This is a genomic window from Agromyces sp. CF514, from assembly GCF_900113185.1.
Taxonomy (GTDB): Bacteria; Actinomycetota; Actinomycetes; order Actinomycetales; family Microbacteriaceae; genus Agromyces.
In genome coordinates this window covers 1847631-1862318 of record NZ_FOZD01000001.1, presented here as the reverse complement: position 1 = coordinate 1862318, position 14688 = coordinate 1847631, and the positions used below count along the sequence as shown (strand labels likewise).

Here is a 14688-nt window from a genome sequence, read left to right as displayed (position 1 = left end):
TCCGAACGACGAAAGGCCCCTCGTGAAGCTCGTGCACCTGCAGCGGTTCGTCGCCATCGTCGATGCCGACCTGCACGTGCCGCGTGCCGCCGATGCCACCGGCATCCCGCTCGCGTCGCTGTACTCGGCCATCGACACGCTCGAAGAGGAGACCGGACAGCCGCTCTTCACGCGCGCCAAGTCGGGCTGGGGGCTGACCGAGGCCGGTGCGCTGCTGCTCGATGAAGCGCATCGGCGCATCGCCGAGGCTCCGACGCCGACGACGACGCCTGCAGTGGCCGCAGGAGGCAAGGCCAAGGCGTCGAAGGGCAAGGGCCGCGCGCCCATCGTGAAGGGCCAGCCCAAGCCCTACAAGAAGCGCCAGGGGCGCTGAGGCGACGCGTGCCGCGGGCGCATGCCGCGGGCGCAGGCCGCGGGCGCAGGCCGCGGGCGCCACGCCGCGCCGCCGCCACGCCGCGCAGCCGGTGACCTGATTCCGTCGATCGCAGCCCGGCGAAACGCTCACAGCGTTCTCACCGCGGCCGCACAGAGAGACCGAATCCGCGCGCGCTAGCGTGCGAGCATGCAGACCCCCGGCGCGGCAACCTCGAACGACGACCGCACCCTTGGTCTCTCGCTGAGCGGCGGCGCGGCGTTCGGCGCCGCGCACGTGGGCGTGCTGCTCGAACTCGAGGCACGCGGCATCCGCCCCGGTCTCGCGGTCGGCACCAGCTCGGGCGCCATGGTCGCCGCGGCCTACGCCGCCGGATTCGACGCGCAGCAGATCGAGCGCGCCGTGCTCGATTTCAGGTGGCGCGACATCGCCGACTGGTCGTTCGCGCCCCGACTCGGCCTGCTCGACTCGAACGCGATCACCGTCGGCATCCACCGTGCGCTCGGCTTCGACCCGCTCATCGAGGAGCTCCCCCGCGGCTTCGGCGCCGTCGCCACCGACCTGCGCACGCGTCGGGCGGTGACGATCGACCGCGGCCCGTTGAGCACGGCGCTCCGCTCGACGATCGCCGTGCCCGGACTCCTCTCCCCCGTACGCCGCGACGGCGCATGGCTCGCCGACGGCGGCATGGTCGACAACGTGCCCGTCGAGGCCACCCGCGAGATCGGCGCCGAACGCGTGATCGTGGTGCGCCTGCACGCGAAGTTCGAGAACGTGCGCATGATGCGCACCGTCAGCCGCACCGCCGACCTCGTGAGCGACCCGTCGGTCGTGCTGATCCAGCCCGAGATGGAGCGCATGGCGCAGTGGCGCATGGTCGACGCCGCACGCCTCATCGCCGAGGGCCGTCGCGCCGCAGCGTCCGCACTCGACGCCGCCGACGCCCGCGCCCTGGCGCCTGCCGTGCCCGCGGCCGCCTCGCACGGCTGACCTCGATCGCCTGACCTCGCACCGGTTCCCCGCACTGGCCGCCTGCCATCTGCCGAACTCCGGATCGCGGCATCCGCGATCGGCGTGTCGTGCCGCGACACGCGTGCCGAGGCCCGACGTGTCCGGAGTTGCGCCGCTTGACGCCTGCGGCCCGCCTGCCACGATGGGTGCATGACGCGATATGCGATCGATGCGGATGCCGCGCTGCTGATCATCCGCGACGGCGTCGCCGTGAGCCCGGCCCACCAGCTCGTGGCGCCCTCGGTGCTGCGCTCGCACGTGCTGTCGCTGCTCTACCGCGACGTGCGCGAGGGGCGGCTCGACGAACGGAGCGGACGCGATCAGCTCGAGCGCCTCGCCGAGCTGAAGATCCGGCTGCTCGGCGACCGCGTCTCCCGCTCGACGGCCTGGAAGCTCGCCGCGCGCCTCGACTGGAGCGACACCCCGCTCGCCGAATACCTCGCGGTCGCCTCGCTGCAGGCCGATGCCCTCATCGCGTTCGACGAGCGCCTCGTCGGCGCGGCCGACGGCATCGTGCCGCTCGCGACGCTCGACGACCTGCGCGCCTGATTCGGTCGCTCCGCGCTCGCTCGCGGCCGGGTCGCTGCTGCCCTCCGGCAGCGCCGACCCGAGACGTCCGGCGATCGCACGAATCGAACCCGCGCCCGCGTGCATGGCAGAGATGCGGGCGCGCCACAACCCCTTGGTGCCTCCGCGAGGTCGGCGGTTGAATGACCCGGAACGCGAGAAAGGCTGGTCTCATCATGGACACGAGCATCTGGATCTGGATCGTCGTCGCGATCGTCGTCATCGTCGTCATCGTGGTCGTCGCGGTCATGGCCTCGTCACGACGGCGGGCGCAGGGCAGGATCGAGGCCGACCGCCGGCGTTCGGCCGAGCTGAGGGCGAAGGCCGAGGCGACGGAACGCGACGCCCGCGAGCAGGCGGCCGCCGCCGCCCAAGCCGAGGCCGACCGCCTGGCCGCCCAGTCGAGCGCCGCTCAGGCGGAGGCCACCGCGGAGCGCGCGCGGCTCGAGGCCGAGCGGCTCGAGCGCGAGGGCGCCGAGCGAGCGGACCGCGCGGCGGGCCTGCGCGAAGAGGCCGACGAGCACGCCCGCCGCGCAGCGGACCTCGATCCCGACGTGCCGGCGCCGACGCCGGCGCCGGACGACCGTCGCGATGCGCCCGTCGCGGCGGATCGGCCCACGACGACCCCGGTCGACGAGCACGATGCCGACTCCGCCCGCGTCGAGGCATCCGGCATCGAGGCATCGGATGCCGCAGCGCACGCCGACGCCACCGGAACACGCCGCGCCGAGCACCGTCGCGACGACCGCACCGGCCCGAGCGGCACTGGCCAGAGCGGCACCGGCATCTGACGGCGTCTGCGGTCGGCAACTCAGGACGAACGGGCGCCCGCCCGGCGTGTGCTCCTGCGGCGCTCGGCGCGTCGCCCGTTCATCCTGAGTTGCGCGCACGCGAGCATGCCCGTGTGCGGGCGACTACACGTTGAAGCGGAACTCCAAGACATCGCCGTCACTCGACTGAGCCACGGACAGTGTCTCTCGCAGCCTGGAGCAGCCGGTCGTAGTCCTTTCGGAACGGCGCAACCAGCGCCTTCTCCAACTGCCCGATGAGACTCCAAAGAACCAGTTGCTCTGCTTTGTCCGCGAAGGCCGGTTCCAGCGTCTCGTCGTCCTCCTGCTCGGCTCGGGTGAGCCACTCGAAAAGCACCAGCGCTTCCTCGGAGCTGAGTTCGAGGACGATTCGCTCACGACGTTCGACTTCCGACACTGAAGGATGCTCATCCAACCCGAGCCCTCCATTCGGCGTTGTCCAACAGGACGCCCGTCACACTAGACGTTGAAGCGGAACTCTACGACGTCGCCGTCCTGCATGACGTAGTCCTTGCCCTCCATGCGGGCCTTGCCCTTGGCGCGCGCCTCGGCGACCGAGCCGGTCTCGACGAGGTCCTCGAACGAGATGACCTCGGCTTTGATGAAGCCGCGCTCGAAGTCGGTGCTGCTCAAGGTTGAACAGCCAGCCGACAACCGTGGTCGCGCTGAACGGTACAGCGCGCATCTTTGCGGTAGTTCCGCTGCGCCTGCCTTCCGCAGAAGCTGCGTCGCGCGTTCGTCCGCCCCCCGCGCGACTAGAACCAGATCGTCGGCCAGAACGGCGCGCGTTTCGCGCTCACGAGGGATGTGAACTCCTCCCGCGGCTTCAGCGCCGGCATCATCGAACTAGGCCGGCGCAGTTGCAGGCGACCCCAATATTTGATCGCTCATCACGAACCACACCGTTTGAGGAGAATCGGCTCAGGACTTGTCGTCTCGTCCAGGGTCGTTGCCTCCGGTGACGCCAAAGAGCTTCACGACGGTGGCCAACCAGTCGGTCGGCTTCTGGTAGATGATCGATCGCTTCTCCACGGTCCCGTCGGGCAGCTCTCGTTTCACCACCTCGGAGTCAACGCCTCCGGTGGCGATGTAGTGGATCGTGTACATGATGAGTAGCACCCCAAGCGCGGTCTCCACGACTGCGAGTTTCTTGGAAGCCTGCTCGATGTCGTCGCGCAGCATCGCAGAATCCTGCTCGTCCTTGAGCAGCTCAGAGACGACAAGAGCCGTCGCCGCGCGTGCCAGCTCAGGCTCGCCAAGTTGGTCTAGAAGTGGTTGTAATTCGACCCCCAGGGGCAGAGCGCGCGCGAGCTGCCTGCGAAGGTCAGCTTCAGTAGCGAAGCCACTCTTTCGGGCCGCAAAGTACTCTAGCCCGACTCGTATGCGCTCGTCGTTCAGGTTCTCGTCCTCCAGTCGAAGGTCCCACCCGTTGCTCATGCGTCCTCCATCGCCGTTCCTTGGTGGAACAGGGCCCATGCTATCCAACGTGGCAAGCGATCCGCCGCGCTTCGGCAGGCGAGCTGCGTAGCAAGAACGGGATCCTCGCCGCCTAGTATTCGGTCGGCGATGTCGACGAGAATCGGCAGAATCTCGCCAGCGGGGACATCCCATCGGGGCGCGATTAGCGACGTGGTTCCATGACGTCGAAGTGCGCCGAATAGCCCAATCTGCTCTCCGACACCCGCATATTGCGCCACTCCGCTCGAGCACGCGGCGGACAGCACGACGCGCGCCGTTGATGCGAGTTGGTCGCACTCGACGGCCGTGATCCGATGACCTTGAGCGCCCGGCCCTCCCCCGAAGCGACCAGCGGGCGGGAGCACACCGTTATCGGCAACGAGCCACGCCATGGAGCGAGAACCGGCGTCAAAGACGCCGTGGCAAAGGAAGACGGCCATGTCGGCCTGGCTGAGGAGGTCGAGGCACGCAACGCGATCCGCCTCTGCTCCACGAAGGACATGGGTTCGAGATGCGGAGGCTAGTTCGGCGATCGCCGACGCCGCGTTATCAAGCTCAGCCGAGACCGCCGGTTGGTCCCCATACCGCGAGACGGCAACGGCCCCAATTCGCCCGAACTCGATCTTGGATGAACTCGCGAGGAGCAAACTAACAGACGGAACGCAAGTTACTGGGCAGTGAGGTCCGAACAAGACCTGCCACGGAACCTCCACATAGCGCTCGTGTTCCACGATCACGAGTCGCTCAATGCGGAACTCGCTTGCGAGCCAACGCACCCACATCTCGGCCCCGTCCCACGCGGGAATCGCAAACGGCTCGTTGGGGTCATTCGGCTTCCAATAGCGGAGTCTAGGTAGCAACTCGGCGCCGAGGGTGTCAAAGAGAGGTGGCATGTGTATCGCCACGGTTTCCGGATGCGCACCGGTTCTTAGAGTCGTAACAAGGCAGAGGATCTCCTGGCCGCTTTCGAGCCATTCCACGATCGTCCAGCCTCCGTGGCTCGTCGAGAGCACGTCATCCCAGGGCAGGGCGAACTCGACGGGCTTTCCAGTTGCCGTGCGGCCAAGCAAATCGCGCGAAAGCTCTGCGAGGACCCGGCCCAGCTCGGTGGAAGCACCGCGTTCGAGAACCGAATCGACGAGAAGGTCGAGAAGGTTCTGGAGCACCGATGTTGTCGTCGCCGTCAGGGAAACGTTTGCTGCCTCTTTGAACCGACCGACAAGCGCTGCAGACACCTGGTCGAGGTGGCGGCGAAGTAGCCCCATGTCCTCTCGTCGCCACGCCTCGAGGGCCAAGCCGATGAGCGCCTCGGGGGATGGAACACCATAGATGTTCCGCGAGAGACGGTCGAGTTCCAACCATCCTTCGTGCGCGCTCATAGCACCCTGCAGCTCACGACGAGTCGTTCGCACCAGCAGTAGGAGTTCGCGTACGTAAGTGTCGCCAGACGAGCCCTCGTCGTCAAGCACTTCATCGAGAAGGCCCCAAATGGAGCCCTCCCAGCTCGGGCCAATCGACGACTCACGCATATCCAAGTTCAAGAGAGTGACGCAGACTCGAAGAAGTGTGGTGATGTTCGCAAGATGCTCTCGTTGGATGCTCCTAAGCGCCTCGCGCGCGCCGGTTGTGTCCCCGCTCATCGATCGGCACTGCGCCACGAGCGCCAGCGCTGTTCCCCGTTGGGAGCCAGAGCTGCTCCACTCAAGCGCGGACTCGGCCGCCTCGCGTGCAAGTTCGCTTCTGCCAAGAGAGACGTATGACACGGCGAGGCTCGAGTAGAGGTCTGTGCGTTTGTGTTCCGCTACCCCCGGCAACAAGGCGAGAAGTTCGACCAGCGAACCCTCATGATCGTGAGCGTCACGCCGAATGATCGCAATGTTCCGACAGATCAGGAAGATTTGGTCCTGCTTTAGCCGCGATTCCGGCGACGCCTCAACTAATCGACGCATTCTATTGAGCTCTTCGATCGCGGTCTCGAATCGGGACTTTAGCCGCAGCGCGTTCGACCGCTCAGCAGCAAGGGCGAATCGATGCTCCAGGTCCGCCGCATCCTCCCAGTCCCGCGGCGATTCGCCGACGCGGGCAAGAAAGGCATCCGGGAGGCCGTGATCCTTAAGAACCTCGCCAACCCAAGCCTCGACCCGGAGCTGGAGGTTCGGCAGTTCGGAAGGGACACAGTCCCTAAGCAAGGCGTCGGCGAGCGCCCAAGCTGTTCCCGCCCAGTCGGTCGTATCTGCATGATCGACCAACGCGCGGGCAAGTGTCAGCCGAACCTCGAATTCCTGCCCCGCGGCAAAGTGCTCCAGGATTTGCACGCCATCGTCAGGTCCCGTCGGCCGCCCAAACGCGCCAAGAACCTCGAATAGCAAATTGTGCAAGAGATACGATCGGCCGACGGCATCGAGGCAGAAGCTGAGAAAGACTAGTTCCCCAAGATCCTTCCGCGCGATGACGCCTAGGTAGCGGCGAAAACTCTCTGGGCTCGTGGTGGCAGCGACCATTTCTGGGTCCACCCGTCCCAGATCATCCAGCCGCCCCTCTTTCGCCAGCAACCGCTCGCGGTTCAACCACAGTGCCGACCACTCTTGCTCGAATTCGATCGGAATGCCCGCCTGCCAGCCCACGTATGCAGCGATAGCGGCAGCCGTATAGCGGATCTCTCGCTCCGCACCGTCATCCAAGACGACGACCCCCAACCGGGCGAGGACTACGTCTAGGGCTGCGGCTCTCACGGAAGCAGGCACGACGCGGGAAACCAGGCTCTCTGTCAACGGCCGACTGGCCGAAACAGCGTGTATCCAGCTGAGCCACACCATTTCGTCAAGTTGTGCCGACATAAGTTCGAGTGCCTGAACTGCGTCCGGCATCGTCGTCTCGCCATCGAACCCCCACGCCCCCACACCCAAATGCGAACCAATAGGGGGAGCAACCGTCATCGCGTAGAGAGCCGCGAAGAACTCAGGCGTCCAGTCCTCCGTGCCCACGGCGAGATCGTCGGTCAACATCACGCGCATTCGAAATGCCTGATGCTCGTTAAACCGCTGAAGATGGCCGCTCCGCCAAGCGCTTAGCCAGGCTGCAACGGCGGATGTCGATGTCGCGACTCGGGTGTCGATCGACTCGCCAGCCATCGCGCGTTCGCAAATCTGTGCAAGCTCCGCGAGACGATCGTCGGTTGGGAAGAGCAGGCAAGTATTCTGCTCGTAAGACCTCAGTGCCACCACTCGCGCCACACGAATCGCCTGTCCGCACGCCGAGTTACTACAGACCACCAGGTCCAGCTCGCCACGCTGCGCCGCAACCACCGATGGTAGGTCGTCCATCCGAACCTCGTGGACTGTCGTCGTTGGCGTGGGAAGGGGGGTCCCGCATGCAGGGCAAAGTACACGGGGCGTTTCGAACAAGTACGGATCTGCAGGGTGCCCGTCGTACCCAGACGTGTCCCGCCGACGAAGATGCTCGATGTACTCCCGCAGACTTTTTTGTGGCGCACCATCCATTGCGACCGGCTCCCTCCAACGGCGACACGCGCCGCCATGGGCCGCATTATCCCCTGCATACAATGACGAACGATACGTGGGACTGCTGCCGCGTTAGTTGACTCGTAGGGTTTAGGCCGCGAGTGCGACGTTGGTGATCATTTCATACCCGATCGAGGTGAACTTTCCGAGGCCGCGTTGGCGGTGGTAGCTCCGCTCGTTCCCGGTCAACGATTTGCAGACGTGGCTCTTGCCGTTTCCGCCACCTGTCAGGACGTACTTCTGCAGCAGTGAGACGAAGGACTCCATGACGGCGTTGTCGCCGCAGGCGCCGACCCTGCCCATCGATCCCGTCAGGCCTTCCAAGCGGAGGAGCTCGACGAAGGCCTGGTAGCTAAATTGCCCCGCAATCCGAATGCGGAACTGTCCCGTCGGGTTCCCGAAGCGCGTCCGTGTCCCGGAGTGCCGCGACCGCGAGTTGCGCGGTCATACGGGAGACGATCGAGTAACCGACTATCCGACTGAAGTAGACGTCCTTGATCGCGCAGAGGTACAGCTTGCCCTCGTCGGTCCATTGCTCGGTGATGTCGGTCAGCCTCAACTCGTTCGGTGCTGACGCGGTGGAGTCCCGCGCAACGAGGTTGCAATACACCGGCGGGCCGGCCTTCCTATGCAAACCGCGCTACTTCGAGAGCACACACCACAACCGCTGCTCCGAGCACAGTCGCCAGACCCGTCGCTCGCCAGCCGGGATGCCGGACTCGCGATCAACTGGTACCCGAACGCGGGCTCATCGGCATGGATCGCTGCCGCCGCGTTAGTCAGATGCGCGTTGTCCCAGTCTCGTTGCGTGACCGGCTCGGCCCGCCAGGCATAGAACGCCTGTTTGAGAAGCCCAGCACCCGACAGTCCACCGCGACCGGCACCCGGGCGGGCACGTCGACCACGGCAAGGTCACGGACCAGCGGGCAAACTATTCTGGGAGCGAAGCCGCAGCTAGATAGGCCACGGCCCGCCGCCGCACCTCGTTCTCCTGCTCGTGCAGGCGGATGTGCTTCTGGGCATCGCGCAACTCAGCCGCGTCGGCTTGGGTGGCCCCGGGCTTGGCGCCGTCTTCGATGTCGGCTAGCTTCAGTCAGCGTTGCGGGCCCGACTCGGAGATCCCGAAGTTCTTCACCGCCCGGACGATCGGAGCTTCGGCCTTCCGAGTAACCGCGAGAACATCACAGCGGAACTCCAGCACAGGTCAGGAGTCAACAAAACCGACAGCAGCCCCCTTCGACGGCTACCGCTGATCTGCGGACTCTGCGTATCCGACCGCCTGCTGAAGCCTGATAACGACAACATCAATGCCCATGAATACGTCGAGCAGCACTTGGAGCAAGGGCTGTCTCGATGAAGACGGCACGATCGAAAGGACTGCCGGCCATTCTCGCTATGAGGTACTCAGCGCACGCCCACTAGGTCGCAAACAAGCCAATTATCACTTTGAGTACCGCTAGAGCGCACGACTCTGCCGAGCTCCCGCCGAACTAGCCTTTGACATTAATGCGGAGACAAAGCCATCGCAACCACGTTGCGTCCCGCCTCCAACGCCGGTAGAACCCATCGGGCACCGACTAGACGTTGAAGCGGAACTCCACGACGTCGCCGTCCTGCATGACGTAGTCCTTGCCCTCCATGCGGGCCTTGCCCTTGGCGCGTGCCTCGGCGACCGAGCCGGTCTCAACGAGGTCCTCGAACGAGATGACCTCCGCCTTGATGAAGCCGCGCTCGAAGTCGGTGTGGATCACACCGGCAGCCTGGGGAGCCTTGTCGCCCTTGTGGATCGTCCACGCGCGCGACTCCTTGGGGCCGGCGGTGAGGTAGGTCTGCAGGCCGAGCGTGTCGAAGCCGATGCGGGCGAGCTGGTCGAGGCCCGACTCCTCCTGGCCCGTCGAGGCCAGCAGCTCCGCGGCGTCCTCGGGGTCGAGGTCGATGAGCTCGGACTCGATCTTCGCGTCGAGGAACACGGCCTCGGCGGGGGCGACGAGCTCGGCGAGCGACGCCTTCTTCGCGTCATCCGTCAGCACCGACTCGTCGACGTTGAAGACGTAGATGAACGGCTTGGCGGTGAGCAGGCCGAGTTCGCGGATCGGGGTGAGGTCGACGGATGCCGCGGACAGGGGCGTGCCCTTCTGCAGCTCCTCCTGCGCGGCCTTCGCCGCTTCGAGCACTGACGGGTCGAGCTTCTTGCCCTTGATCTCCTTCTCGTAGCGCGGGATGGCGCGCTCGAGGGTCTCGAGGTCGGCGAGGATCAGCTCGGTGTTGATGGTCTCCATGTCGGCCTTGGGGTCGACCTTGCCGTCGACGTGCACCACGTCGCCGTCGACGAACCCGCGCACGACCTGCGCGATGGCGTCGGCCTCGCGGATGTTCGCGAGGAACTTGTTGCCGAGGCCCTCGCCCTCTGACGCGCCGCGCACGATGCCGGCGATGTCGACGAACGACACGGCCGCGGGCAGGATGCGCTCGGAGCCGAAGATGCCGGCGAGCACCTGCAGGCGCGGGTCGGGCAGGTTCACGACGCCCACGTTGGGCTCGATCGTCGCGAACGGGTAGTTCGCCGCGAGCACCTGGTTCTTGGTGAGGGCGTTGAAGAGGGTGGACTTGCCGACGTTGGGCAGGCCGACGATGCCGATAGTGAGAGCCACGGGGGTCTATCGTACCGGTGCCGTGCCATCCGGCATCATTCGCGGGCGGATGCCGCCGGCTGGCGCATCCGCATCGCAGCCGCCGTCGGCCCGGGCAGCCTCAGCCGAGTCGCGCGCGGAAGCACCGCGTGAGGTACGGCACCTCGAGCTCGACGGCGCCCGAGACATCCGGATGCGTGTCGAGCAGCGTCTCGAGGGCGGCGATCGTCGCGGCCTGCTCCTCGGGCGAGGCCATGAGGAAGTACGAGCGAGAGCGCACGAGGTCGAGGAACCGCGCGCGCGTCATGCGCTCGGTCCAGGCGACCGTGTGCTCGTCGACCGGGCCGAACGGCGGGCCGATGCGCACGTACGACTCGAAGGTCTCGCTCGCGTCGTGCCGGTCGTGCATGATCTCGCCAGCCTCGCGAAGCCAGTCTGCGCTGAGATCGCGACTGTTCCAGACGAGCCCGAGCACGCCGCCCGGTCGCAGCACGCGCGCGATCTCGGGGATCGCGCGGTGCGGCTCGAACCAGTGCCAGGCCTGGCCCGCCACGACCGCGTCGACCGAGTCGTCGTCGATCGGGATGTCCTCGGCCGTGCCGAGAATGCGCGGCACTCCGGGCACCGCGAGCTCCAGCTCGTCGAGCATCTCCTCGACCGGGTCGACGGCGAGCACCTCTCGGTCGAGCGACACGAGCGCCTCGGTGAGCTTGCCGGTGCCGGCCCCGAGGTCGAGCACCTGCACGGCGTCGCCGACGAGCCAGGCAGGCCACCGCTTCCTCGGGATAGCCGGGCCTCGCCGCACGGTAGACGGATGCCGCGAGCCCGAAGCTGCGCGCAGGGTCGTCGGTCATGCGCCCATTCCACGCCCGCGGCGAGGCATCCGTCAACCGTCGGCGGGTCATGGCACGATTCCTGTCGTGCCAGTGGACTTCACCGCGATCGACTTCGAGACCGCCAACCCGTCGAGCGCCTCGGCCTGCTCGATCGGACTGGTGAAGGTGAAGGACGGCGTCGTCGTCGATCGCCTGCACCGCTACATCCGCCCGCCGTTCCCCCACGACGAGTTCTCGGAGTGGAACGTGCGCGTGCACGGCATCACGCGCGACATGGTGTCGGATGCCGCGGGCTGGGCCGAACTGCTCCCGGTCTTCCGCGAGTTCGCCGGCGCCGACGTGCTCGTCGCCCACAACGCCGGCTTCGACATGCGCGTCATCGCGGCGACCAGCGAGGCCGTCGGGCTCGAGGTTCCGAACCACCGGTCGCTCTGCAGCCTGCAGGTCGCGCGCAAGACGTACCACCTCGACTCCTATCGGTTGCCCGTCGCGGCGATGGCCGCCGGGTTCGAGGACTTCTCGCACCACGACGCGCTCGCCGACGCCGAGGCCTGCGCGGCGATCATGGTGCACGCCGCGGCGCGGCACGACGTCGACGACCTCGACCGGCTCGCGCACGTGACGCGCGTGGCGTTCGGCGCCATCGGGCAGGCCGCGACCGCCGCCCGTGCGGCGTCGCACGGGCCGATGGCGCTGCAGTAGCCCGGCTCCGAGCGAGTCTCGTCGGCCCGCTCGCGGCCTCGCCGGGCGACGTCACCGACGATGTCGGCGGCCCCTGCCACACTTGGCGCCATGGAGATCCTGCTGCTGGTCATCGGCCTCGTCGTCGGCATCGCGCTCGGCGCGCTCGCCACGTGGTTCCTCGCCTCCAAGCGGGCGACGGATGCCGCGGCCGGCGCCCCGGCGGTCGAAGACCCCGCGCTGGTCGAGGCCCGTCACCAGGCCGCGATCGCGGCCCTGCAGGCCGGCGGTTCGGCCGAGCAGGCGCGCATCCGCGCCGAGGAACAGCAGGTCCAGTCCAACCTCCGCGCCGAGCTCGCCGCGGTCGAGGCCACCGCGTCCGGGCTCCGCGAGCAGATCGAGTCGGCCCGCGTGCAGTACCGCGAGATCGTCGAGCGGCAGCGGGCCGAGCAGCAGCAGCGCGAGGCGCGCGAGGCCGCCGACAGCCGCGTGCTGCAGGCGCTCGCCCCCGTGAAGCAGACCATCACCGAGATGCAGGCCAAGGTCACCGACCTCGAGACCCAGCGGCACCGCCAGCACGGCGAGCTCAGCGAGCAGCTGCGCATCGCCGCCGAGAACGAGGAGCGGCTGCGCTCGACCGCCGAGACCCTCGCCTCGGCGCTGCGCTCGAACAGCACGCGAGGCGTCTGGGGCGAGACGCAGCTGCGCAGCGTTGTCGAGGCGGCGGGCCTGCTCGAGCGCGTCGACTTCGACACCCAGCACTCGATCAACACCGACTCGGGCGCGGGCCGCCCCGACATGGTCATCCACCTGCCCGGCGGCAAGAACATCGCCGTCGATGCCAAGGTGCCCTTCAACGCCTATCTCGAGGCCAGCCAGATCCCCGCGACGGCGACCGGCGCCGAGGCGGCGCGCCGCGAGGCCCTCATGAAGCAGCACGTCAAGGCCGTGCGCGATCACATCACCGCCCTCGGCGGCAAGACGTACTGGGCCGGTCTCGGCGCCTCCCCCGAGATGGTCATCGCGTTCATTCCGAGCGAGTCCCTCGTCTCGAGCGCGCTCGAGACCGATCCCGCGCTCATGGACTACGCATTCTCGAAGCGCGTCGCGCTCGCGTCGCCGGTCACGCTCTGGTCCGTGCTGAAGACGGTCGCCTTCAGCTGGCAGCAGGACGTGCTCACGAAAGAGGCGAAGACGCTCTTCGACCTCAGCCGCGAGCTCTACACGCGACTCGCCGTCACCGCGGGCCAGATCGAGAAGCTCGGCCGCACCATCGAGCGCACCGTCAAGGACTACAACGCCTTCGTCGGCTCGCTCGAGACCCGCGTCATGCCCACCGCCCGCAAGCTCAAGGCACTCGACGAGACCAAGGTGCTCGCGCAGCTCGAGGGCATCGAGGAGAGCCCTCGCGAACTCACGGCCTACGAGTTCACCGCCGCGGCATCCGGAGAGACGCCCGCAATCGAAGCCGACCCGTCCAACTCCCACGGGGTCGACCCGCTCGGCGTCGACACGGTCGCGCTCGACGTGACGGCGCTCGAGCACGGCACCGACTCGACGTCGTCAGCCGACGCCGCGCTCGACCTCGGTGCCGAGTTCAGCGCCGACATCGACCCCGAGATCCGCTCGATCTGATCAGTCGCGCCTGCGAAGGCGATCGGGGTCGAATCCCCGCGTCGTCAGCTTCAACGGCCGAAGCCGCACGACCTCGTCGACGACCTCCAGCTCGGCCGGGCCGTCGCCTCTCAGGTCTGCCGTCGCATCCGCGAAGCGCAGGCGACGCGCGTCGTCCTCGCCGACCTCATCGAGCAGCGCTCGGCGACGGGCCCGCTCCCCGTCGGGTGCCGAGAGTGCATCGTCCTCGCCGACGAAGGTGTGGCCGAACACGGCACGTCCGCTCTCCGGATCGAACAGCACGCTCGTGCGCTGACGGGTGACTGCGTCGTCACTGCTCGCGGTCTCATCGAACATCGGTCCGTCCTCACCAGAAGTTCCGCGCGACGCGGCCGCGCGCGAACGAATTGACGACGAACATCCGCACGCTGACGCTCGTCACCCCATCGCGGGCGAGCACGGGTGGACCGTCGTCGCCGAAGTCCTCCACTCCGTCGTCGCTCACGATCTGCGAGATGCCGAAGCGCGCGAACGTGCCGTCGTCGTCATCGACGCTGTTCACCGAGGTGAGGGCGACCTCGACGATCGTCCTGCCCGGATGGGTCACCTGATAGGTCCAGGTATGCGTGTAGACGCCGCCACTCGACGCCCAAGGCGAATTCAGCTTCTGCCCGTCCATACGTCGGGTCTACCACCCGGCCTGTGAGCCCGGAAGGCGCTCCCCCGCGGTCTGCCCGGTCGGGCAGCATCGATCACCCGCTCGGCTGGAGCGGGCTCGGCGTCAGCTCTGGATCAGGCTCAACACGTTGCCGGCGGGGTCGCGGAACCAGCAGATGTCAGGCCCCTGGCCCGAACCGGACCCCCACGCGATGCCGCGCTCGTCGGTGCCGAACGCGTGCGGATCCGTGTAGATCTTCGTCACGACGCCCTGCGCGTTCAGTGCGTCGACGGCGGCGCCGATGTCTGGCACCTCGAAGTTCAGGATGGTGAAGGAGGCCGGCTGGTGGTCGTCCTTCGGATACACGAAGACCCCTTGCCCCGACGGCAACGAGAACTGCAGGCCGCCCATCTGCTCGCGCACGTCGAATCCGAGCACGTCGCCGTAGAACGAGCGCGCGGCACCGACGTCGTCGACGCTGAAGCCGGGGAACGCGTCGTTGATCTCCACCATGAGAACCCTCCCTGTTC

14 protein-coding genes and 2 pseudogenes are annotated in these 14688 nt (G+C 67.2%); 6 read left to right on the top strand and 10 right to left on the bottom strand.

Features of this window, described 5'->3' with window-relative positions; all coding sequences use genetic code 11:
• Positions 1-22: 22 nt before the first annotated feature.
• The 4 genes from BM342_RS08255 (at position 23) to BM342_RS08240 (ending at position 2742) form a co-directional block, all read left to right on the top strand.
• Positions 23-373: a LysR family transcriptional regulator gene (locus tag BM342_RS08255; protein WP_092964914.1), complete on the top strand. Its 351-nt coding sequence runs from the start codon at positions 23-25 to the stop codon at positions 371-373.
• A 189-nt stretch (positions 374-562) separates the two neighbouring features.
• A complete protein-coding gene (locus BM342_RS08250; RefSeq protein ID WP_092964913.1) occupies positions 563-1363 on the top strand; it encodes a patatin-like phospholipase family protein in 801 nt (266 codons plus the stop codon).
• 171 nt (positions 1364-1534) lie between these two features.
• Positions 1535-1933: a PIN domain-containing protein gene (locus tag BM342_RS08245; RefSeq protein WP_092964912.1), complete on the top strand. Its 399-nt coding sequence runs from the start codon at positions 1535-1537 to the stop codon at positions 1931-1933.
• 194 nt (positions 1934-2127) lie between these two features.
• Positions 2128-2742: a hypothetical protein gene (locus BM342_RS08240; protein ID WP_092964911.1), complete on the top strand. Its 615-nt coding sequence runs from the start codon at positions 2128-2130 to the stop codon at positions 2740-2742.
• Positions 2743-2899: 157 nt separating this feature from the next.
• On the opposite strand, the gene BM342_RS08235 is transcribed toward BM342_RS08240, so the two are convergent.
• The 7 genes and pseudogenes from BM342_RS08235 to BM342_RS08205 form a co-directional block, all read right to left on the bottom strand.
• Positions 2900-3157: a hypothetical protein gene (locus BM342_RS08235; protein ID WP_092964910.1), complete on the bottom strand. Its 258-nt coding sequence runs from the start codon at positions 3155-3157 to the stop codon at positions 2900-2902.
• A gap of 62 nt (positions 3158-3219) precedes the next feature.
• Positions 3220-3387: pseudogene (locus BM342_RS08230) on the bottom strand (DUF933 domain-containing protein); the annotation flags it as partial.
• Between the two features lie 294 nt (positions 3388-3681).
• Entirely contained in the window at positions 3682-4197 is a 516-nt protein-coding gene (locus BM342_RS08225; RefSeq protein WP_092964909.1) for a hypothetical protein, read from the bottom strand.
• Entirely contained in the window at positions 4194-7223 is a 3030-nt protein-coding gene (locus BM342_RS08220) for a CHAT domain-containing protein (RefSeq protein ID WP_177232106.1), read from the bottom strand. The genes BM342_RS08225 and BM342_RS08220 overlap by 4 nt, the downstream gene beginning before the upstream one ends.
• 606 nt (positions 7224-7829) lie before the next feature.
• Positions 7830-8940 (bottom strand): annotated as a pseudogene (locus BM342_RS08215) (IS3 family transposase).
• A 376-nt stretch (positions 8941-9316) separates the two neighbouring features.
• Positions 9317-10390, bottom strand: coding sequence for a redox-regulated ATPase YchF (gene ychF / locus BM342_RS08210; protein WP_092964907.1), 1074 nt, complete (start codon positions 10388-10390; stop codon positions 9317-9319).
• Between the two features lie 100 nt (positions 10391-10490).
• The gene (locus BM342_RS08205; protein WP_218154900.1) at positions 10491-11114 is read right to left on the bottom strand and encodes a class I SAM-dependent methyltransferase; all 624 of its coding nucleotides are present in this window, start codon (positions 11112-11114) and stop codon (positions 10491-10493) included.
• A 175-nt stretch (positions 11115-11289) separates the two neighbouring features.
• Between BM342_RS08205 and BM342_RS08200 the strand changes: the two genes are divergently transcribed.
• Entirely contained in the window at positions 11290-11907 is a 618-nt protein-coding gene (locus BM342_RS08200) for an exonuclease domain-containing protein (protein ID WP_092964906.1), read from the top strand.
• 90 nt (positions 11908-11997) lie between these two features.
• Positions 11998-13521 (top strand): DNA recombination protein RmuC, encoded by a 1524-nt coding sequence (gene rmuC, locus BM342_RS08195; protein WP_092964905.1) that lies wholly within the window; start codon positions 11998-12000, stop codon positions 13519-13521.
• On the opposite strand, the gene BM342_RS08190 is transcribed toward rmuC, so the two are convergent.
• From BM342_RS08190 to BM342_RS08180, 3 genes are all read right to left on the bottom strand, one after another.
• Entirely contained in the window at positions 13522-13857 is a 336-nt protein-coding gene (locus BM342_RS08190; RefSeq protein ID WP_092964904.1) for a hypothetical protein, read from the bottom strand.
• Between the two features lie 10 nt (positions 13858-13867).
• Positions 13868-14179, bottom strand: a complete 312-nt coding sequence (locus BM342_RS08185) for a hypothetical protein (protein WP_143109792.1) — start codon at positions 14177-14179, stop codon at positions 13868-13870.
• 102 nt (positions 14180-14281) lie between these two features.
• On the bottom strand, positions 14282-14671 hold the full coding sequence (locus tag BM342_RS08180; RefSeq protein ID WP_092964902.1) for a VOC family protein: 390 nt from the start codon (positions 14669-14671) through the stop codon (positions 14282-14284).
• Between the last annotated feature and the right edge of the window lie 17 nt (positions 14672-14688).

Coding starts and splice junctions, on each gene's coding strand:
- BM342_RS08185 (WP_143109792.1), bottom strand. CDS start 14,179: ATGGACGGGCAGAAGCTGAATTCGCCTTGGGCGTCGAGTGGCGGCGTC.
- rmuC (WP_092964905.1), top strand. CDS start 11,998: ATGGAGATCCTGCTGCTGGTCATCGGCCTCGTCGTCGGCATCGCGCTC.
- BM342_RS08250 (WP_092964913.1), top strand. CDS start 563: ATGCAGACCCCCGGCGCGGCAACCTCGAACGACGACCGCACCCTTGGT.
- BM342_RS08225 (WP_092964909.1), bottom strand. CDS start 4,197: ATGAGCAACGGGTGGGACCTTCGACTGGAGGACGAGAACCTGAACGAC.
- BM342_RS08180 (WP_092964902.1), bottom strand. CDS start 14,671: ATGGTGGAGATCAACGACGCGTTCCCCGGCTTCAGCGTCGACGACGTC.
- BM342_RS08220 (WP_177232106.1), bottom strand. CDS start 7,223: ATGTTGACCGACGATCTCGCCGTGGGCACGGAGGACTGGACGCCTGAG.
- BM342_RS08240 (WP_092964911.1), top strand. CDS start 2,128: ATGGACACGAGCATCTGGATCTGGATCGTCGTCGCGATCGTCGTCATC.
- BM342_RS08190 (WP_092964904.1), bottom strand. CDS start 13,857: ATGTTCGATGAGACCGCGAGCAGTGACGACGCAGTCACCCGTCAGCGC.
- BM342_RS08245 (WP_092964912.1), top strand. CDS start 1,535: ATGACGCGATATGCGATCGATGCGGATGCCGCGCTGCTGATCATCCGC.